6 protein-coding genes are annotated in these 23,590 nt (G+C 38.6%); all 6 read right to left on the reverse strand.

Annotated features, from left to right (window positions below):
• Window positions 1-112: 112 nt before the first annotated feature.
• The gene (gene ectB, locus LC605_RS13095; protein ID WP_229547969.1) at window positions 113-1,366 is read right to left on the reverse strand and encodes a diaminobutyrate--2-oxoglutarate transaminase; all 1,254 of its coding nucleotides are present in this window, start codon (window positions 1,364-1,366) and stop codon (window positions 113-115) included.
• Between the two features lie 66 nt (window positions 1,367-1,432).
• Complete coding sequence (locus LC605_RS13100) at window positions 1,433-2,347, reverse strand: cupin-like domain-containing protein (protein ID WP_229547970.1); 915 nt, start codon at window positions 2,345-2,347, stop codon at window positions 1,433-1,435.
• A 132-nt stretch (window positions 2,348-2,479) separates the two neighbouring features.
• On the reverse strand, window positions 2,480-3,883 hold the full coding sequence (locus LC605_RS13105) for a condensation domain-containing protein (protein WP_229547971.1): 1,404 nt from the start codon (window positions 3,881-3,883) through the stop codon (window positions 2,480-2,482).
• Window positions 3,880-9,924 (reverse strand): type I polyketide synthase, encoded by a 6,045-nt coding sequence (locus tag LC605_RS13110; protein ID WP_229547972.1) that lies wholly within the window; start codon window positions 9,922-9,924, stop codon window positions 3,880-3,882. Before LC605_RS13110 ends, LC605_RS13105 begins: the two co-directional genes overlap by 4 nt.
• A 14-nt stretch (window positions 9,925-9,938) precedes the next feature.
• On the reverse strand, window positions 9,939-16,421 hold the full coding sequence (locus tag LC605_RS13115; RefSeq protein ID WP_229547973.1) for a non-ribosomal peptide synthetase: 6,483 nt from the start codon (window positions 16,419-16,421) through the stop codon (window positions 9,939-9,941).
• Window position 16,422: 1 nt separating this feature from the next.
• On the reverse strand, window positions 16,423-23,115 hold the full coding sequence (locus LC605_RS13120) for a non-ribosomal peptide synthetase (RefSeq protein ID WP_229547974.1): 6,693 nt from the start codon (window positions 23,113-23,115) through the stop codon (window positions 16,423-16,425).
• Window positions 23,116-23,590 lie beyond the last annotated feature (475 nt).

A 23,590-nucleotide genomic window follows, 5' to 3' on the forward strand; every position in this document is an offset into this window, starting at 1 on the left:
ACTCAGTACACCTTTATTCCTTCTTCCCAGTCCCTAGTCCCCAGTCCCCAGTCTCTACGAGTAATTCAGGAATCAAATCAGATTGCTATATAAATACTAATATTTAACTTTACTAATGTATACAGTCATCAAAAGCTTTTTTGATAATTGAACATCCTTTTTCCAAGGTAGACATATCAATGATTAAAGGCGGCAAAATTTTTATAACAGTATCATTTCTGCCTGCTCGTTCAACTATTAATCCTAGTTCAAAACAACGCGATGTAATACTTTTAGCTAAACTACTACCACCAAAGTTTTTAACATCAATACCCCAAATCATTCCAATTCCGCGAATTGCTATTTTCTCGCTAATTGGTAATATTTGTTGAGTTAGAAAATTTTTCAACAAAAGCTCTTTAGCCTTAACATCCTGTTCAAAATTACAACTTTCTCTATATTCTAGAGCAGCTGTTGCTCCTACAAATGCCAATTGATTACCCCTAAAAGTACCATTATGTTCACCCGGTTCCCATATATCTAACTCTGGCTTAATCAATAATAGCGACATTGGAAAACCATACCCACTAATAGATTTAGAAAGTATTACCATATCAGGAACAATATTTGCTCTGTCAAAAGAAAAGAAAGGCCCTGTTCTACCACAGCCTACTTGAATATCATCACAGATTAATAAAATATCATTTTCGTCACACAACTTTCTTAGTCTTTGTATCCAGTCAATAGGAGCTATAACAACTCCACCTTCAGCTTGCACTGTTTCAAAGATTATTGCTGCTGGTTTTTCAATTCCAGAATTGACATCATTTAAAACTGTTTCTATATATTCTATTGTGTCAAAAGTTTCCATAAATCCATAGGGATAAGGCATAAATGTTACATGATTTGATGTACCAATTGCCCCTGCTCGAATTCCGATATTACCACTAATCGATAGGCTACCTAAAGTCATTCCATGATATGCTCCCATGAATGAGAATATACCTGGTCTTCGTTTTACTTTTCTGGCTAACTTTAAAGCTGCTTCAACTGCATTTGTCCCTGTTGGGCCGCAAAACTGAATACGATAATCAAGTTTTCTTGAACTTAGCACTACCTCATCAAACTTAGCTAAAAATTTCTCTTTAGCCGAAGTATACATATCTAAACCATGTGCAATTCCATCGGCATCTAAATATGACATAACCTTTTGCTTTATATAGTCATGGTTATGTCCATAATTTAAAGCACCTGCTCCTGCAAAAAAATCAATATATTCTTTGCCTGAGTCTGAATAAATTATCGAACCTTTAGCTCTATGAAATATATCAGGAAAACTACGACAATAGCTTCTGACGTTTGATTCACACTTTTCAAAAATATTCATGAGAGTGTTCTGTTTAAATTATAAAATGGATTCAGTTTGCTATCAACACTAGATAAGTTGATAATTCTAAGAAATATAATTTAGATAAGATTTATAAAATTTAAAAACAATTTGAGGAGGTACTTTGAAAACTAAACCCATCACTAATAAAAAATTATAGTATAAGTTTTGAATTGGCATCCCTCTTCTAATAGCTGCTAGAGCATTCAGTGAGCTTTTTTGGGTATGCCAATCGATATTAAAAGAAATGGACATATCTAAACTCCTAACATGATGTAGTGTTCCGGGAGGCATATATAAAATATCTCCAGGATTTACAATAAATTTAATTGGTCTGGCATTTTTGTATTCAGGATATTTATTTAAATCTGGGTTTTCTGGATTAACCAGAAACCATCGCCAGCCTTTGCGATAACAATATTTAGCATCTTCAGGTAGTAATATAGTAAATTGTTTCCGTCCAACAATTTGAAAAAAAATATTGTTAGTCAAAAGGCAATCAAAATGTAGCGGTGTAATACTATTGGAAGAACCTAAGAAAAACTGGCAGTAACGCCACCACTCGTGCCAATACCATTCTGGCAAATAATCAAAAGGAAATGGTTGAGCATCTTCCACTAAAGAAGGTATTAAGCTAAATAAAGGTAGGTCATGACAATATGGTGGTCGAGTATGATTTTTAGGATCTTCTTCATAATTTTCTATTAATTCAATATATCTTTCCATTGTCAGACTACATATCTCGATTCCCTTGTCACTAAATTTCTTTGCGTAAATATTTAGAGAAGGAGATAAATCTTTAAGGTATTTTAAAGACCATTTATCATAGCCATTCCAGCTTGAAATTACTCCAGAAATTATGACTGGTTTTCCTAATTCAACATAATCTTTCTTAAATTCATTACTTGAGAGTTTATATCTTCTTTCTATTGCAGATGAAACAATCATATTTTTATCCTCTTGAATATTATCAATTCTCATGAATTTGATAAATATTTTTCATTATTGGCAATAATCAAGATAACTACTTTTGAAGTACTTTATAAATCGACCCACTCAGTTATTAATTGCATGAAATAGATACTAAATAATTGCTTGTTGACTGCGAATAATTTAAAACATTGGAGCTAATTCCAAATCAAATAATGCTTCTTCTTGTAAAGCAGTTGTTATTTTCTGCTGTTGAGGTATCAAAAATGACAAGTCCTTTATTGGAATATAAGGATTAGTCATGATTTGTTGTAGCAATGTTTGAAAATCTCTAATTATCCCGGTAATTGTAGCAATATCAAATCTCCGAGAATCATACGAAATTGCCACTATAATTTCGGTTGCTGGATATATAACTAAATTCAAAGGGTAGTTATTCCTGTAATAAGTTCCAGTGGATTCAAATTGTATATTTCCTTTCCAGTTGCTTACAAATTGACTGATTGGAAGGTTTTCAACTACCACAATAGTTTCAAACAAAGGTAAATTTCGGGGGACTTCAGTCCATCCCTGAATTTGTGTCAGCGGAGTGTATTCGTGATGACGCACTTCTACTAATTGAGTCTGAAAATCTTGTAGCCATGACAACAACTGTTGCTCAGTATTCAACTTGACATTAATTGGTAAGGTATTTATAAACATACCAACTATTGAATCTACTTCGGCTAAGTCAACTGGTCTTCCTGTAACAGTACATCCATAAATTATATTGTTACGACAAGTGTAGCGACTGAGGAGAATAGACCATATTCCATGAACTAAGGTGGCAAGGGTAAGATGATTTTTGGTAGCAAAAGATAGTAGTAGCTTTGTAGTTGCTGCCGATAGTTGAATTCTCTCTTCGTCGTACCTTTCCTGTTGATTAGATAATTGGTTATTTTCTATATAAGTTAGGGGAGTTGGTGCTTTGACTCCTTGTAATGCTTGCCGCCAAAAGTTTTCAGTCTTAGCTATATTTTGTTGCTGCAACCAGTCGATATAATCCCTAAAAGGACGAGCTAGTGCTAAAGTCGCGTTTTTGTATTCACAAAGCGCTTCGTAAATTTGTAAGCATTCTTCTAATATAATCGGGCAAGACCATCCGTCTATGATTATATGGTGATTACTCCAAATAAATTCATAGCGTTCATCAGCAAGACGAATCAAAGTTAGACGCATTAGACATGGTTGAGAAAAGTCAAAACCTAATTTGCGATCGCTCTCTAGAAATGATTTCAATCGCTCTTGTTGTTCTGCTTCTTCAATACCACGCCAATCGTACTGACTTAAGGTAATTTTTACGTGTTTATAAACAACTTGTAATGGATTATCAATATCTTCCCAAAAAAATCCTGTACGCAAGACTGTATGTCTATCTACCACTTGTTGCCATGCTTGCTCAAAAGCCTCTACATTTGGATTACCATGCAAAGTTAAGGTGTGGTTAAAAAAGTATAGTGCTGATTCGCTGGCATACAAACAGTGAAAGAGCATACCCTTTTGTACGGGTGTAAGTTCATAAATGTCCTCGACATTTTCTGCTTTCATTGTGCTTTTTTCTCACTTGCTGTGTTAATTTTTGCCAGAAATTTATCTAGGTCTTGTTGGCTCAAGTTAGCTCTGGGAAAATCAGAAGGTGTATATTTTTCTATTTCTAGGGAGTGACAGTGAGCAATGATGCTTTGTATAGCTCCAATGAAGTTTTTTGCTAAAGTTTCAATTGTTTCTCGACGATGAATTGCTGTGCTATAAGTCCAATTAAATTGCAGTTGATCTTGAACAACAATCCCGTTAATCTCCAATAAGTAAAATCGATTTGCATTTTTACTTTGGCTGACTTGAAAAGACTGCCCAGTTAAGTTAAATAAAGATGACTGCAATCTCACAGGGTCAAAATTACCTAAGTAATTAAAACTTACTTGAGGTTGGGGAAAAGATTTTAACTTGGAGTTTATTTCTGGATTGCTGGTTATATAGCGCAGTATATCGTACCCAATTCCTTTATTTGGAATGCTACGTAAATACTCTTTGACTGCTATCAATGCACTTCCTTGATCGGAAGTTTCTGTTATATCTAAAAGGACTGGAAAGCAAGTTGTAAATAAACCAACCGTACGGGGCAGGGATATATTATTTACATCTTTAAAAATTGTCTCTCGACTATTATCTTCTATATCTACCCATAGTTGCTTCTCTCCCATCCACTTTGCAAAAGCTTGCACTAAGGCTGTTAGTAAAACATCGTTTATCTGGGTGTTATAAGCTTTATTTACATTTTTTAATAAAGCTTGCGTTTCCTTTTTATCCAGAGAGATTGATACTATGTCAGCGTTAGCTACTGTATTTTCAGTTGTAGAATAGTCAACAGGTAGACTGCGGAAAGGTTTTTGGGCTTTTGCTAACCAATAGTCTTGCTCTTGGATGATTTCAGAAGTCTGAGCGTACTCTTGCACACACTGCGTCCATCGCTGGAATGAAGTACTTTTATCAGACAAATGTATTGCGTTCCCTTGACTGAGTTGCTGATAGGCTATTTGTAAATCTTCTAGCAAAATCTGCCAAGAAACAGCATCTACTAAAAGATGGTGGATGGTAATTAAGAGGTAGCTATTTTGCTGCGATCGCAATTTAATAAAAGCAACTTTTACAACTGGCCCTTCAGTGAAGTTTAAGTTACTTTGTAATTGTCTAATCGCAGACTCAAAAGCATATTCTTGCTCATTTTCTGGAAGTGAAGATAAATCGATATCTTCATATACCATCATATCATTAATATGAGCTTCAATTTGCTGCCAGCCAGATTCTTTTTGAATAAAACGCAGACGAAATACATCGTGGTGTTCAATTACATATCTTACAGCTTGCTCTAATACTTGGGGATTGCATATTTGTTGTATTTCCAGCAATAAAGACTGGCTCAAATAATATACGTTTAGCTGATTTTGAGTAAATAATCGATGCTGAAAAGGTGTTAGGTAAACTTCTTCAGAGCGGTTAATTTCAGCCACACCTGTTGCTGTTGCTAGTTCAGCAATAGTTTGGTGCAAAAACATTTGTTGAGAAGTTAACTTTAAACCTAATTGGTTAGCTTTGGCAACAATTTGAATTGTAATGATTGAATCTCCTGCCAACTCAAAAAAATTGTCATAAATCCCAACCTTTTCGATTCCTAGAAATTGTTGCCAAATGTTAGTAAGGGTCTGCTCAACTTCATTACGAGGAGCAACATAAGCATTTGCTAAATTTGGACGTGGATGGCTGAGTTGGGCAATATTTGTTGTCGATATCTCTGATAAAAGTGTTAATTCTTTTTCTAGATAATTGAAAGCATTGTCCTGCTCAATTACTTTTTGGAAGTCTTGCGGGGACACAACAACATGAGGCAAGCTACTTAGTAAAATACGATTAAAAGCTTCAGCACCTTCTTGAGATAATATTCCTTTTTTGAGATTCTCTTCACGTTGGAGTTTTAATTGTTCTGGTAGTGCTGTCTCTACTGCCATGCCTACCTCTTGCCAACTACCCCAGTTAATTGCCACTGTAAATTGGTCAGATTTAGAAGTACGCTCGTATGCATAAACATCTAAAAATGCATTAGCTGCACAATAATCGATCTGTCCGAATTCACTCAATATAGAACTGTGGGATGAACAAAGTGCTAAGAAATCTAAATTAATATTTTTTAAGTTTAATATTTCCTCTAATACTAATGTGCCCTTTACTTTTGGTGCTAATACGCTGTTTGCTACATCTTCTGTTTTTAGTTGAATTATGCCACCACCAGCAATACCTGCTGCATGAATAACACCATTGATTTGACCAAATTTTTCTAAGGCTTCAGTAATGGCTACCTGCATTTCTTCGTAGTTGGCTACATCGGCACTTTTAACCTCAACTTCTGATCCTAACTCTTGAAGTGCTAGGATTTTTTGGATTTTGCAACTAACACTATCCTTACTATCATGAGTTTCTAGCCATTGATTCCAGTGCGATCGCTCTGGTAATCCCTTTCTTCCAATTAAAATTAACTTAGCTTGTACTGTCTTTGCTAAATATTCCGCCAACACCAAACCTATGCCACCAAGTCCACCAGTAATTAAGTAAACTCCTCCTTGCTTTAACTTAGTTTTAGCTGGGGTGCTTTCATCCAGACGAACAGCTTCAAAGGTTTGAATCCAGCGATGATATCCACGGTAAGCAACTATATTATCAGTTTGCTCTGTTGCCAGTTCTGTAATCAGATAGTCAATAAACTTTTGTGTTGGTGAGGTGTTAAAAGCAGGAATTACTACATCGATAAGACAGGAATTAATATTTGGATATTCCTTGGGAATTATCTTACACGGCCCCAATATAGTTGCCTTTTCTGGGCATAACTTTTCGTCACCAATGACATTATATAAATTGTTAGTTACGACTCTCAACTTCAGGGAATCGCTGATATTTTGCTTCCCTATTGCCTGTGTTAAATACAATAAACTCCAAAAATCGAGATTTTGGGAATCTTCAGAAATTTGTTTTTTGAACTCATTGCCAGATAAAGTATCATTTGGCGTAATGCTCCAAAAGTGAGCGATCGCATTTGGAATCAAGCTATCTTTTCGGAGTTCTTGAAACAAAGTATTGTAGTCATCGCTTTGTCGGGGGTTAATAGTATATGTATATTCATTCAGCTTAGTAAATTTCTCTGCAACCCTAACTGTAACAACATAATTTTGCTGTTCGAGTCGTTTAACAACTTCATCTCCAATTCCATATTCATCGATAAAAACTAACCAACGAGTGTTTTTATCAATTACTAGTTCTTTCCCTTGAAAAAACTCAAGTGGTGTAGATTGTTTCCAGATTGGTATATAAAACCAATCGGCAATATCTGGCTTTTTACCTAATGATTTTTGCGATGCTTTTGATAACGCAGTTTCGGGGTTTGCTTCAATCCAGTAACGCTGACGTTCAAAAGGATAGGTAGGCAAAGGAATATGTCTGCGTCGCTCTTTTGTATAAAAACCTGCCCAATTTATTTGCAATCCTGAAAGCCAAAGCTGAGAGAGAGTCTTAAGCAAAAATGCAACATCAGAAATTTGCTCTTGGGGATGCCGCAACGAAGTTAGAACTATAGCCTGTGAAACCAACTGTCGTTTGGCTAAGGTAGTTAATGTTCGTCCTGGGCCAACTTCCAATAGGGTTCGCTCAGGCTGTTGCAGCACTTCGGCGATTCCCTCGTTAAATAATACGGGTTGTCGCAGATGTCTAGCCCAGTAGTCAGGATCGGTCGCCTGCTCTGCCGTAATCCAAGTTCCGGTAACGTTGGACACAAAAGGAATTTGAGGTGATTTCAGGTTGACTTCTTTAACTTGCCGCATAAATGGCTCTAAAATCGGCTCCATCATCTGGGAATGAAAAGCATGAGATGTATGCAGGCGGCGACAATCAACACCTTGCGCTATCAAACTATCTTGTAATAGTTCTATTGCATTAGTAGCACCAGAAACCACACAAAGGGATGGAGCATTGCTAGCTGCTAAAGAAAGTTCTGAACCCAACAACATAGGTTGTATTTCTCTGGCAGATAGAGAAACGGAAAGCATCGAACCTGGTTCGACTTGTTGCATTAGTCGTCCGCGAATTACGACTAAAGTCAATGCTTCTTCTAAAGAAAAGACTCCTGAAATACAAGCGGCTACATACTCGCCGATACTGTGACCAATCATTGTTTGCGGATGGACACCCCACGCCATCCAAAGTTTAGCAAGGGCATATTCAATCACAAATAGCGCGGCTTGCGTTAAAGAGGTTTGTTTAAGTTGTTCTGCTGTAGTTTCTAATGTTGTGGGATAAAGTATATCTTTCAGGTCTAACTTTAAATGTGGTTTAAGTAATTCACAGCAATCATCAACTTGTTCTCGAAAAATCAGTTCTGTTTCATATAATTCCCGTCCCATATTTACATACTGCGCTCCCTGTCCGGGAAACATAAACACAATTGAATGGTTACGGTTTTCGGAAAAATTACTTAAAACTCTTTCTTGGTTTGGCGCAGTTAGTATTTTTATAGCATCTGGAATATCCTGACATAGCAACGCTCGACGATGGTTAAAATTTCGACGACCAACTTGCAAAGTATGAGCTATATCAGCAAGATTGCTATCAGGATACTGTGCTAAATAATTAGCAAGGTTAGATGTAGCTGATTCTAAAGCAGTTTGAGTTTTGGCAGAGATAACTAACAATTGCCAGGGGCGAGAAACACTCTCTTCGGGTGTAAAAACTGGAGCTTCTTCTAAAATTACATGGGCATTAGTCCCACCAATGCCAAAAGAACTCACACCTGCTCGACGTGGTGTACCCTTAGTTTTCCACTCTGATAATTTGTTATTGACATAAAAGGGACTGTTGGCGAAATCAATTTGAGGATTTGGTTCTTCAAAGTGCAGGCTAGGAGGAATTTGTTTGTGTTTAAGAGCTAAGACTGTTTTAATTAAACCTGCAACACCAGCAGCTGCATCCAAATGCCCAATATTTGTTTTTAAGGAACCAATTGCACAGAAACTTTTCTTTTTTGTACTGCTTTGGAATGCTTGTGTTAGTGCCGCAATTTCAATTGGATCTCCTAAAGATGTTCCAGTTCCGTGAGCTTCAATATAAGTTATTGTTTCTGCTTCTAACTCTGCAACAACTTGAGCCGTTTTGATAACTTTAGCTTGACCTTCTATACGGGGTGCGGTGTAGCTAACTTTGTTTGATCCGTCGTTATTTATTGCTGAACCTTTAATTACAGCATGGATAAAATCTCTATCATTTAAAGTATCTTCTAATCTTTTCAAAACGACGATTCCTACACCTTCTCCACCCACAGTTCCTTGTGCTTTAGCATCAAAGGCGCGGCAATATCCATCAGGAGAACTAATACCTCCCTCTTGATAAAGATAGCCAGCTTTTCTTGATGCGCTAATGGAAACACCGCCAACCAAAGCCATATCGCATTCACCGTTGAGCAAACTTTGGCAGGCTAAATGTACGGCTACTAATGAGGTTGAGCAAGCTGTTTGAACTGTATAGCTAGGCCCCGTTAAATTAAGTTTGTAAGAAGTACGTGTAGTAAGATAATCTTTATCAGCTGCGATCGCTATTTTATGTTCGTCTAGTGAGTTTCTAATATTTGGATTAAGATAAATGTTTAGTAAATAACTGCTTAAGCTAGAACCAGCAAAAACACCTATAGAACCATTGTATGTTTCAGAATTATATCCTGCTTTTTCCAGCGCTTCCCAAGCACATTCTAAAAAAATCCGGTGTTGCGGGTCAGTTATTTCTGCATCTCTGGGATTAAAACCAAAAAAATCAGCATCAAAAAGTTCTGCATCTTCTATGACAGCGTTTCTTTTAACATAATTAGGATTATTGAGAAGCGCTGCATCAACTCGTGCTTCCAATAGTTCTTCATCACTAAAAACAGAAATTGACTCTACCCCATTTTGGAGATTATGCCAAAATTCATCAACATTTTTAGCTCCAGGGAATCTTCCTGCTAATCCAATAATTGCTATTTCTGAACCGTTAGTAGTATATGCATCAGATGGAATATTCATTGTTTGTTAATTCCTTAATTATTTTCAACTGATTTCATTTTTTGTAGACGTTTTCTTTGTTGCGCCTTACCAGATGAAATTTTCTCTGCTTGAGTATCATTTTCCTGTAAAAGGGCTGTGGAATTAGGAGATGAACTTAAATACTCTGCTAAAGAATTGATAGTGGGATATCTAAACAAATCAAGGGTTGACAGTTCTGATTTTAAGATTTCTTGCAATTGGCTGTGAACTGTAACTAAAAGTAATGAATGACCGCCAATTTCAAAGAAATTATCGTGAATGCCTATCTTTTCAAGATTCAAAGCTTTTTGCCAAACAGAGGCTATTGTTTTTTCTACCTCAGTTTGCGGTATCACATAATCAACTTCTAATTCTGGGCGCAGAGCATTGGGTATTGGCAATGCTTGACGGTCTACTTTGCCATTAGATGTTAATGGTAATGCCTCTAATATCATAAAGGCATTTGGTATCATGTGGTCAAGCAATTTATTCTTCAAGAAGCGGCGCAGTTCAGGAATTGTTAATGTTTTGTCTTGGTGGAGAGTTGTATAAGCTATTAAACTTTGATTTCCTGATTTATTCTCCCGCAGCATAACTACACTTGCAGATACTGATGGATGTTGAATAATAGCCGCTTCAATTTCTCCTAGTTCAACACGGAAACCACGTATCTTAACTTGATTATCGATGCGACCGAGATACTCAATATCCCCACTTGATAAAAAGCGAACTAAATCACCTGTTTTGTAAAGGCGATCGCCTTCTTGTTTACTAAAGGGATTAGGGATAAATTTAAGGGCTGTTAATTCAGGTTGATTTAAATAACCTCTGGCTAATCCAAGCCCACCAATGTGCAATTCACCGGGTATTCCGATCGCTACTGGCTGCTGATAACTATCTAGTAAGTAAACTTGCAAGTCAGGAATTGGACGACCGATTACACTTGCTGATGCTAGTTCTAAGTCTGCCATTGTTAGCGGCCGATAGGTAACATGCACGGTTGTTTCTGTAATGCCGTACATATTTACTAACTGTGGAGACTTATCGCCATGACGCTCAAACCAAGGTCTTAAACTCTCAATTTGCAAAGCTTCTCCACCAAAAATGACTGCTCGTAGCCTTAAGTTATTACTATTTTCCAGAGATTCTTCTACTTGTATCAGTTGGCGAAAAGCCGAAGGTGTCTGGTTCAATATCGTGACTTGCTGTGTTAATAGCAATTGATAAAAATCTTCAGGTGAACGACTCAGCCAGTATGGTACTACTATCAACTTTCCACCATACAGCAAGGCTCCCCAGATTTCCCAAACAGAAAAATCAAAGGCTATTGAATGGAATAGCGTCCAGACATCTTGTTGATTAAAGTTATACCAGGAATCAGTTGCAGCTAAAAGACGAGCTACATTAGCGTGATTAACTAACACACCTTTGGGTTGACCTGTCGAGCCAGATGTATAGATGATGTAGGCTAAATTATCAGCTATACAGTCACTAATTGGGTTTGTTTGGTTTTGTTGAGTTATAGTTTGCCAATCTGTGTCTAAACAAATAATTTGAGTTCGATGTTTGGGAAAATTTTCTATCAAGTGCTGCTGGGTTAATAACACAGACACCTGAGCGGAATGTAATATCAAGCCTATACGTTCCGGTGGGTACATTGGATCTATGGGTACATACGCACCACCAGCTTTGAGGATGGCTAATAATCCAACGATCATCTCTATAGAACGCTCTAGACAAATTCCCACCAAAACCTCTGGTTTTACTCCCAGCTTTTGTAAATAATGCGCTAGTTGATTCGCTTTGGCGTTCAGTTCTCGGTAAGTAAGTTGCTGTTGTTCAAACACCACCGCCACAGCGTTGGGTGTTTTTTCTACCTGCGCTTCAAACAATTCATGAATGCATTGTTGAGGATATTCAACTTCTGTACCATTCCACTCTACAATTAATTGATGTCGCTCAGATTCTGTTAACAGTGGTAACTCCGACAAACGCTGCTGTGGATTCGCTATAATTCCTTCAAGCAACATTTGCAAATGCGCCGCCATTCTTTGTACAGAACTTTCCTCAAATAAATCAGTATTGTATTCTAAATTACCAATTAATCCCTCAACCGTTTCGGTTATATATAGAGTTAAATCGAACTTAGCACTATTACTATTGCTTTCTAAAAAGTTTAAAGTCAAACCAGACAACTCTAAAGCAGACATCGGCGCATTCTGAAGCACAAACATCACTTGAAATAGCGGTGTATGACTTAAATCCCGCTCTGGTTGCAACTCTTCAACTAACAACTCAAAGGGTAAATCCTGATGTGAGTATGCTCCCAAAGTGACTTCTCTCACCCGTTTTAATAACTCTTCAAAACTCGGATTTCCGGCTAAATTAGTCCGCAAAACTAAAGTGTTGACAAAAAATCCAATTAACCCCTCTATCTCTGCCAGGTTACGGTTAGCAATCGGCGAACCAACCACAATATCTTCACTACCTGTATAACGCCATAGCAATGTTTGAAAAGCTGCCAAAAGAGTCATAAATAAAGTACTTCCCTGTTGCTGGCTGAATTTATTTAAGCCAACAGAGAGTTGTTCAGATAACTTAAATGAGTAAGTTGAACCCCGAAAAGTCTGAATTACTGGTCTGGGATAATCAGTGGGTAACTCTAATACTTTTGGCGCGTTTTCTAACTGCTTAAGCCAGTAAGATATCTGAGTTTTGAGGACTTCTTCTTGTAGCCATTGTCGTTGCCAAGCCGCGAAGTCTACATACTGTATTGGTAGTCCAGGTAAGGGTGACGGTTGTCCATCACAAAAAGCTTGATAAAGTGTTGCTAACTCCCGCACGAGTATATCTATTGACCAACCGTCAGAGACGATGTGGTGCATTGTCAATAATATGATGTGTTCTGATTCACCAAGACGTAATAGTTTCACTCTCAGTAGCAAGTCTTCTTTTAGAGAGAAAGCTTGCTGTGCTTCTTCAGAAGCCTGTTTTTTGACTTCAGCTTCTTGTTGATTTAAAGTTAGCTCCCTCAGATCGAATATTGGTAATATCAAAGACATCTCTTGTGAGATCACAGCGATCGCTTGCCCTTCTCTGGTTTGAAAATTGGTTCGCAGGACTTCATGACGGCTGATAATTTCGTTAAAACTTTGTTCTAGTGCCTCGACATTCAATTGTCCCTCTAGGCGAACAGCAGCAGGCATATTGTAGAAGGAACTGTTTGGCTCTAATCTATCAAGGAACCATAACCGTTGTTGAGCATAAGATAGCGGTAATTCTGGCGATCGCACAATTTGCTCAATCTTCGTTACCTCGTCTCCTGAGTCTACTTTGAGCGCTTTTTCAATTTCTTTTGCTAATCCAGCTATTGTTGGTTTTTCAAATAAATAACGTAAGGGAAGCTCTACTTGAAACACTTGCCGAATTCGGGAAATTACGCGAGTGGCGATTAATGAGTGCCCACCTAATTCAAAGAAATTATGATCAATACTTACTTTTTCAATCCCAAGTATTTCTGCCCAAATACCTGCTAATAAATTCTCAATTGGTGTGGAAGGAAGAATAATATTTGATGATGATATCTGTGTGAATTCGGGAATTGGTAACGCTTGACGGTCAACCTTACCATTAGGTGTAAGCGGTAGTGCTTCTAATATGACAAAACCCCCTGGGATCATGTAGGTTGGCAACTTTAACTCTAAAAAGCTCCGTAGTTGAGTAATTGTCAGTGTTTGTTCTGTTTGAGGAACTAGATAGGCAACTATTTGTTGCAAATCTGCTGCATCATTGCACACCACAACTACAGTTTCTTGGACTGCTAGATATTGGCTGATTACTGCTTCAATTTCTCCTAGTTCAATCCGAAAACCACGGACTTTTACTTGATGGTCAATGCGACCAAGATACTCGATTTCTCCATTTGGTAAATAACGCGCTAAATCCCCTGTTTTATAAAGACGTTCTGCTTTTTTACTGAAAGGATTGGGGATAAATTTTTCTGCTGTCAAGTCGGGGCGGTTAAAATAGCTTCGTGCAAGTCCATTCCCACCTATATGCAATTCGCCTACTACACCTACAGGAACTAATTGACTGTATTGGTCTAGGATGTAAAGTTGCGTATTTGCGATCGCACGACTAATAGGTACAATAGTACTACCATTTTCTACCTGAGATGCTGCTGACCAAATAGTGGTTTCTGTGGGGCCGTACATATTCCACAAAGAAGCACACCGATGCAATAATTCATTAGCTAATTGTCCAGGTAAAGCTTCTCCACCACAGAGGATTTTTAATTGCTCATTGCCACTCCAGCCTGCTGCTAGAAGTAGTTGCCAAGTCGCTGGTGTCGCTTGCATAACTGTAGCTTTTGAATTTGTCAGTAAAACTGACAATTGCGTTCCATCTGAAGCTACTTCCCGACTAGCGATTACTAAAAAACCACCAACTATGATTGGTAGAAAAAGTTCTAACGCCGCAATATCAAAGGAATATGTTGTTACCGCTAATAAGGTATCCTCATGGGTTAACCCTGGTGTTTGCCTCATAGAGTACAAAAAGTTGCTCAAAGCACTGTGGGGAATTTGTACACCTTTTGGTTTACCTGTTGAACCAGATGTATAGATGACATAAGCTAGTAGGTCAGTAGCTAGCTCAGATAATAAATTTTCTTGACTTTGTTGTGCAATATTGTGCCAATCTGCATCCAAACAAACAACTTGAGCTTTGTGTTGTGGTATTGCTTGTAATAGTGATGTTTGAGTTAGCAATACTGGGGTTTGGGTATCTTCTAATATAAATGCTAATCGTTCTTGAGGATAACTAGGGTCTAGTGGGATGTATGCACCACCAGCTTTGAGGATTGCTAATAATCCAACGATCATCTCTATCGATCGCTCTAGACAAATTCCCACCAAAACCTCTGGTTTTACTCCCAGCTTTTGTAAATAATGCGCTAGTTGATTCGCTTTGGCGTTCAGTTCGCTATAGGTCAATTCTTGGTCTTCAAACACCACCGCCACAGCATCGGGTGTTTTTTCTACTTGCGCTTCAAACAATTCATGAATGCATAGCTGTTGAGGATATTCAACTTCTGTACCATTCCACTCAACTATTAATTGATGTCGCTCGGTTTCTGTTAAAAGCGACAACTCACCAAGACGTTGCTCTGTCTTTGTTACCATACCCTCTAACAAAGTCTGCAAATGTCCTAGCATCCGGGTGATGGTGTCAGTGTCGAAGCGATGCCTACGGCGGGCTACGCCTACGCTATCATCACAAGTAATCTTGAGCAACAACTCTTCACCTGGAATCACAGTTAGAGTTATCGGATAGTTAGTTTTTTCAAAGCTATGAAAATCCTTGATCTCCAAATTTATATTGCTCTGCCGTAAGGAAGCATCTATGGGATAGTTCTCAAAAACTACAATACTCTCGAACAAAGATAAATCTTTGGGAACTTCGCTCCATCCTTGGATTTTCACTAACGGAGTATACTCGTACTGATGTGCCTCAACTAGTTGCTCTTTGATTTTATGAAGCCAAGGCAAAAGAAATTCTTCGGGTGATATTTGGACTCTAATTGGCAGTGTATTAATTAATAGCCCTACCATAGACTCAACTTTAGCTAAAGTTGGGGGACGACCAGAAGTTACTGACCCAAAAACTACATCCTCCTGACCACTGTAGCGGCTCAAGAGTAAAGCCCAAGCTCCCTGTAATAAAGTATTTAGCGTTAACTGATGTTGCTTTGCTACAGATTGCAATCCTGCTGTTGTGGCTACAGAAAGCTTAACCTCTTGCTCCTTAGAGCTATCTGTTTGATCTGGTAATTTTATAGCTGCTTTATTTACTGATAGCTGTGTTGGAGTAGTAAAACCTTTAAGTGTTTGTCGCCAGAAAGTCTCAGCCTCAGATAAGTTTTGTTGCTGTAGCCAGACAATATAATCTCGATATGGGCGAATGGGTTCTAGATGCACATCTTGAGCATTGCTGAAAGCTTTGTAACAAGCAAAGACTTCCTTAAAAACTAAGGGAACAGACCACCCATCTAACAACAGATGATGATGACTCCAGATCAAGTTATAGGAGATGTCTGAAAGTTGAACTAGTGTTAGGCGCATCAATGGTGGCTGCGTCAGTTCAAAGCCTCTGGAGCGATCGCTTTGCAAAAAAAGTTCTAACTTTTGTTGTTGTTCTTCTGGAGATAAATGTTGCCAATTATACTCTTGCCACGGTAAAGATACCTGTCGATGCACAATTTGTACTGGTTCTTTTAAACCTTCCCAAACAAAGCAGGTGCGTAGAATTGAATGTCGTTCTACAACATACTGCCATGCGCGATGGAATTCTGAAATGTTGAGTTTTCCTTGGAGAGTCAAACTAAATTGTTCAAAATAGATGCCAGATTGAGGAGCAGCAATACTATGAAAGAGAATGCCCTGCTGCATCGGCGAGAGAGGATAAAATTCTTCAATGTTTTTGTTTTTCACACTCATCTTACATATCTCCCATAGCTGCTGTAATGGCATCGAGATCAGTTTGATCCCATTGGCTTTGCTTAAACTCAGCGAAATCGGAAGGGGTAAAACCACCTGCATCATAAGACTGACAATGAGCAATCAGCGATCGCAATGCCTCAATAAACCTTTGAGCAAGTGCTTCAATTGTGCTTTGCTGATGCAACTGATTGCTGTAAGTCCAACTCATTTCCAATTGCCCCTGATAAATACCACCATTAATTTCTAATAAGTGAGTTCGTTTACTTCGTAAACTGTGACTTGAACCACTTAAACCCTGTACTAAGCTAAATAAAGATGATTCTGGTAAAACTTGATCAAACTGCCCTAAATAGTTAAAAATAACTTCAGCCTTTGATAAGGAAAGTTTTTCACTTATTTCCTTATTCTCATTAATATAGCGCAGTAATCCATAGCCAATACCTTGATTTGGAATTGCTCGAATCTGCTCTTTAATCGACTTCAAGGCTTTTCCTAGATCGTTGGTATTTTCAAGATTGAGGTGTACTGGGAAAATACTTGTGAACCAACCTACAGTCCTCGACAAGTCCACATCTTCAAATATTTCTTCTCGCCCATGTCCTTCTAAGTCAATTAATAAAGAAGTTTCGCCCGTCCACTGGTGAAATGTTTGGGTCAGTGCTGTTAATAATACATCATTAATTTGTGTCCGGTAAGCTGCTGGCACTTGTTGCAGCAAACTCTGAGTTTCTTCTGTGGATAATGATACTGATACAATAGAAGCCGTTTCTTCTATATTATTTCCACCACGAAAATCTATTGGTATCGACGAAACAGTTCGATTCTGTGTTGTCAGCCAAAATTCTAATTCTGAAAGCAGTGCTGAAGATTGAGCATATTTTTGTAAACAGCTAGACCATTCTTTATAAGAAGTTGTTTTGGGTGGCAGCTTTATAGCTTTACCCTGACTAATTTGCTGGTAAGCTGTTTGAAAATCTTCAATTAAAATTCGCCACGAGACACCATCAACAACTAAATGATGAATAATCCAAAGCAAGCGTTTGGCTTGATTTTCACCCAAGTTAAAAAGAGCAACTTTGAATAATGGGCCTTGTGAAAGATTTAAGCTAGCTTGCAGTTTATTGGTTTCTGCTTCAATTGCTGCCGCTTGTTGATCTTTTGGTAGTGCTGACAAATCAAAGTATGTCAATGGAATTTTATCATCAGGACTAGCGTTCAGTGCTTGGGTATTAAATTCATCTTGTATAAATCGTAAACGTAGAACATCATGATGTTTTTGGAGAAACTTTAAGACTTTTTCTAAAATTACAGGGTCAATTTTCTGCTTGCTTTCTAACAATACCGACTGATTCCAGTGGTGTGGTTCTGGTTGCTTTTGTTCAAAAAACCACTGCTGAATGGGTGTTAGCTCTAGCAAACCAGTTACTGCCATCTGCTCGGCTTGAATTTTCTTAGTTGTTCCAGCTATAACTGCTAATTGAGCAATGGTTTGATGTTGAAACAATTGCTTAGGATTAAGATTTAGCCCTATTTGGTTGGCTTTAAATATTACTTGAAGGCTAAGAATAGAATCGCCACCTAATCTAAAAAAGTTGTCGTTTCTACCTATTTTTTCCAAGCCTAATACCTCTGACCAAATAACAGCTAATTGTTTTTCAATAGTGGTTTGTGGTGCAACAAAGGTTTCTTCAAGTTCTGGACGTACCGTATTAGGAATAGGTAGTGCTTTACGGTCTACTTTACCATTCGGCGTGAGCGGTAGTGCCTCCAAGATTACAAAAGCTGCTGGTATCATATAGCTTGGTAACTTTGGCTCCAAGAAGCCGCGCAGTTCAGTAATTGTCAGTGTTTGTCCTTTTTGAGGAACGATATAAGCGACCAAACGTTTAGAATTTACAGAATCTTGACTTACAACAACTACAGTTTCTCGAACGGCTAAGTGTTGATTGAGTAAGACTTCTACTTCACCTAATTCAATGCGAAAACCCCGAATTTTAACTTGATGGTCGATGCGTCCGATAAATTCCAAGTTGCCATCAGGTAGATAACGAACTAAGTCGCCTGTCTTATAAAGACGCGCTCCTGGTTCTGTAGTATAAGGATTGGGGATAAACTTTTCTGCTGTTAATTCTGGTCGGTTGCGGTAGCCTCTTGCTACACCCACACCTCCAATGTACAATTCGCCAGGAGTTCCTACAGGCAAGAGTTGTAGATAGGGGTCGAGGACGTAAGTTTGGACTTGGGGAATGGCTCTACCAATCGGTACTTCGCCAGATGTCGATACTGATAAGTCACAGAGGGTTGCTACAATTGTTGTTTCTGTTGGGCCATAGCTGTTGACAAGGCGTACCCGTTGATTAACCTGTTGCTGCCACATTATCAGGTGTTTTCTGTCGGCTCTTTCGCCTCCAATAATCACTAATCGCAGGGAATCGGGAAGTGCCAAATTTGCTGTTGCTAATTCAGCAGTCATTTGATGCCAAAAGGCGGTAGGCAAATCAAGAACAGTTATCCCCCAATCATGACACTGCTGTAAAAATTGAGGTGTCGAGCTTAATGTCTCATCTGTACGCAATATCAGAGCAGCACCGCAGATCAGACAGGGAAAGATTTCTTCAGCAGCTGTATCAAAGCTGATGGAAGCGAATTGCAGTATGCGTTGGTTTTGGCCGCCGTCAGCATCGCTTGTTTTCATCTCAAACTTTATAGATGCAGTATTGATATAGCAAACCAAAGAGCGATGCTGAATCATTACCCCTTTGGGTGTTCCCGTTGAACCAGATGTATAAATTAGATAGGCGAGGTTTTCAAGTTGTGTCTGATGAATTGGGTTTTCCTGGTTTTCCTGAGAAATGGCTTGCCAATCTGTATCTAAGCAAATTACCTGTGATTGCTGTTCAGGAAGTGTGTTCAATTGTACTGATGTGGTTAGTAAAACTGACACTTGGGCATTCTTTAACATCAAAGTGAGGCGTTCTTTTGGATAGGCCGGATCTAGAGGCAGATATGCCCCTCCGGCTTTGAGGATTGCCAAAAGTCCGATAATCATCTCTAAAGAGCGTTCTATGCAGATTCCCACTAAAACTTCTGGTTTGACTCCGAAGTTTTTGAGGTAGTGCGCTAGTTGATTGGCTCGCTGATTTAATTCTCTGTAAGTTAAATACTGATTTTGAAATACCACTGCAATTGCATTTGGTGTTCGTTCTACCTGCGCTTCAAATTGTTGATGAATGCATTCTTGAGAATTGGGAATTTGAGATTTATTTGTACTAAGTTCTAGTAACTCATGATGATCTGCGGCGCTCAAAAGTGATAAGTTGGATAGCCGAGCTTGAGGATTAACAGCAATGCCTGAGAGCAAATTCTGAAAGTGTCTCAGCATCTTAGTGATGGTAACAGCATCAAATAGGTCAGTATTATACTCAAATGATGCCATCACTCGTTCTTTAGTAATCTCAATAGACAGGCTCAAATCAAACTGCGCTGTTTTGGTTTCTATTTTTAATAAGCTCAATGCCAAACCAGGCATTTCTGGTAACTGCGAGTAATCTTGGACATTGAACATAACTTGGAAAAGCGGCGTTTGACTGGTATGCCGTTCTGGCTGCACTGCTTCTACAATTTGGTCGAAGGGCAAATCTTGGTGTGTATAAGCTCCTAAAGCTACTTTTTTTACTCGCGTCAGCAACTCGTCAAAAGTTGGGTTGCCGCCCATATCTGTACGTAGCACCAATGTATTGACAAAAAAGCCAATTAACTGTTTTATTTCATCACGGTTACGGTTAGCGATCGCTGTTCCTACAGCAATATCATCTTGACCGGTATAACGATAAAGAAAAGTCTGAAATGCTGCCAATAGCAACATGAATAGAGTTACACCTTTTTGAGGAGCGATCGCCTTTAATTGCTCAATGACTTTTTCGGGCAACTCGATAGATTGTTGAGCGCCGTGTGAAGTTTGCACTACCGGTCGTGGTCGATCAGTAGGTAGTTGTAATGCGGCTGGGATACCCTCAAGTTGTTGTTTCCAGTAAGAGAGTTGGGTTTGCAGAATTTCCCCTTGTAACCATTGTCGCTGCCAGTATGCAAAGTCTTTGTATTGGATAGAGACTTCGGGTAGAGGTGAAGAACTTCTAGTTAAGAATGCTTTATATAGTAATGCTATCTCTTGTAAAAATACCTCAACAGACCAGCCATCAGAGATTATGTGGTGCATCTCAAGCAAAAGAATATGCTCTTGTTGTGCTAGGCGCAAAAGTTTAGCACGTAACAATGGCCCCTGTATTAGGTCAAAAGGTTGTTGGCTTTGTTGAGTCAACAATTGCTGAACTGCGCCATTTTGATAATCTATTACTGATAAAGATAATTTTAGAGAAGAAGCAATAATTTGAACCGATTGTCCGTTGACTGTAGAAAAAGTGGTTCTTAGAGTTTCATGTCGCTGAATAACTTCATTCAGACTTTGTTCTAGTAGAGTAACTTCAAGCTGACCTTTGAGATTAACAGCTAAGGAAATATTGTAAGCTGGGTTGCCTGGTTCTAAACGATCGAGGAACCATAGTCGTTGTTGGGCAAAAGATAGGGGATAAACTTCGGCTTTCTGGACTTGGGTAAGGGATAGTGATGGTATTGTCTCAGCTGTCATTTGAGCAAGGATTTTGGTAGCAAGCGATCGCATACTCATCCCTTCAAAGAAGTCTGCTATGGATACTTCTGCTTCTAAGTCAACCTCAATCCGATTTTTCAACTCAAATACTTTTAAAGAATCAAGTCCCAGAGTGCTTAATGGTTCTTCAGTATTGATGGAATCTGTTGCTATTGAAAGTACTCTTGCCAAAAGTTCAATCAGATATGATTCTAAAAGCGGTTGACATTCCCTTGGGGAAAGCGCCAACAGTTCAGAACGCTGTAATCGAGTTTCTTTTGTGGCAATATTACTAATTTTGAGAATGTCACTTTCAACTATATTCAGTTCACCATTCTGGAACTGAGTGCGAGTTGTACGTCTTTGAATTTTACCACTGGAAGTTTTGGGAATACTACCTGGTTTAATTAAAACTACTGCATAAACTTGTACTTCATGTTCTTCAGTAACAGCTTGGCGAACTGTAGAAATTACTTGTTCTAAATTTGGCTTGGCACGAAACTCTAATTCTTGTACAATTACCAGTTTTTCTTCGTTATTAACTTCTACAGTAAATGCTGCATTCCCACCAGAACGTAATGATGGATGACTACACTCTGCGGTTAATTCTATATCTTGCGGGTAAAGATTGCGACCGCGAATAATAATTAAATCTTTTGCTCTACCTGTAATAAAAAGCTCACCATTCTGTAAAAAACCTAAATCTCCAGTTCGCAAGAATGGCCCTTTACCTGTGTCTGATAGATAACCACAGAAGGTTTCTTCTGTCTCTTGAAAACGATTCCAATAACCTTGACCAACACTCGGCCCAGCTACCCAAATTTCCCCAATTTCATCTGGTTGAGAACTATTGAGTGTTTCTGGATTAGCAATTACTACTTCCTGTTCTGGTATAACTCGACCACAACTAACTAACTGATAAATATTCTCATTTTGAGCAGATGCTTCAACGACTCGATTGCATTCTAATGCAGACTTCTGGACTGTTTTGATAATTGGTGAGCTTGCCTTTTGCACGCCAGAAACCATCAGAGTTGTTTCAGCCATGCCATAACAAGGATAGAATGCCTCTTTACGGAAGCCACAATCTGCAAAAGCTGCTGCAAACCTCTCTAAAGTATCGTACTGAATCGGTTCAGCACCGTTAAATGCCACACTCCAACTACTCAAGTCAAGAGTTTCTTTTTGTTCAGGAGTAATTTTTTGAGTACATAACTCATAAGCAAAATTAGGCCCACCGCTGGTTGTGCCTTTGTAGTGAGAAATAGCCTGCAACCAACGATATGGACGTTGGAGAAAGGAAGCTGGAGGCATGATGATGCAAGGAAAACCTCCATACAAAGGTTGCAATATTCCTCCAATCAGACCCATATCGTGGTACATCGGTAACCATGTTACGAACTTACTCTCTGGAGAATGCTCCATGAATTGGTAAGTTGTGTCAGCATTATGCAATAGGTTTCCATGACTAATCATTACACCCTTGGGTGTCCCTGTAGAACCAGAGGTGTATTGCAGAAAAGCTAAGGTATCTCTCGAAATACAGGGTTCTTGCCAAGCATCTTCTATTCCCTCTGCAAGATTATCTGTAGTTAACCACTGTAAGGATTCTAAGTCATTCTTTTGTGACATTAAAGACTGTACATTAGGCAGGATTTCTGTTGTAGTGAGAGCGATCGCTGCTTGTGCATCTATAGAAATAGCTTTTATTCTCGGTGTGTTGCGCTCATTTCGAGGGGGATATGCAGTTACAGCCACAACTCCCGCATATAAACAACCGAAAAAAGCAACCAAAAAATCGAGTCCGGCGGGATAAAGTAGTAAAGCGCGTTCTCCAGTCAAACCCAATGCTTGTAATTGAGCAGCTATTTGGCGCGATCGCCTATCTAATTCTTGATATGTTAGGGTTGTTTGTTCTCTTTCCCCATCTAACAAAAAGGTAAAAGCATCTCTATTTGGCTGCGTAGAGCTTCTTAAGCGTAGGAGTTCGACAACTGTAGAAAAGTTGCCCACAATATCAAAGAAGCTATGAGAAAAACCATTCATTTTTATTGTCAACCCAGCACGATGTGCAACTTACTTTGTTACAAGAGCATCAATCAAGCATTCTCTTCAGGACTTACGCAAAAATAATGTGAAAGCCTTGATTTCCCGTAGGGGCAATTCATGAACATTAGTGTCTACTTTTGCCAAAAATAGCGTACTGATTGGGTGTTGTTCACCCGCCAGGGAATTATATTCCCTGACTAACAGCGCAAGTCTACTGAAGTAGACTAGGGATTTTTGGCGATATTTTAGTCATCATTCAGATGACTTTAGCTATGAGACAGGGATTTACAATCCCTGGCGGACGGGCGGTTTCGCGTTAAGTTGACACCAATGTTCATGAATTGTCCCTTAATCTTAGTCTTTTGAATACATCAAAAGATAGAGAACATAACATTATTTTAATTTTAAATCACTTCTTAAGATGGTAGCCCGGAGATAAAAAACGACCTAATCTAGTTCTTGAAGTTATTTA

The organism is Nostoc sp. CHAB 5836, from assembly GCF_020829445.1.
Classification (GTDB): Bacteria; Cyanobacteriota; Cyanobacteriia; order Cyanobacteriales; family Nostocaceae; genus Nostoc.

Coding starts and splice junctions, on each gene's coding strand:
- ectB (WP_229547969.1), bottom strand. CDS start 1,366: ATGAATATTTTTGAAAAGTGTGAATCAAACGTCAGAAGCTATTGTCGT.
- LC605_RS13100 (WP_229547970.1), bottom strand. CDS start 2,347: ATGAGAATTGATAATATTCAAGAGGATAAAAATATGATTGTTTCATCT.
- LC605_RS13105 (WP_229547971.1), bottom strand. CDS start 3,883: ATGAAAGCAGAAAATGTCGAGGACATTTATGAACTTACACCCGTACAA.
- LC605_RS13110 (WP_229547972.1), bottom strand. CDS start 9,924: ATGAATATTCCATCTGATGCATATACTACTAACGGTTCAGAAATAGCA.
- LC605_RS13115 (WP_229547973.1), bottom strand. CDS start 16,421: ATGAGTGTGAAAAACAAAAACATTGAAGAATTTTATCCTCTCTCGCCG.
- LC605_RS13120 (WP_229547974.1), bottom strand. CDS start 23,115: ATGAATGGTTTTTCTCATAGCTTCTTTGATATTGTGGGCAACTTTTCT.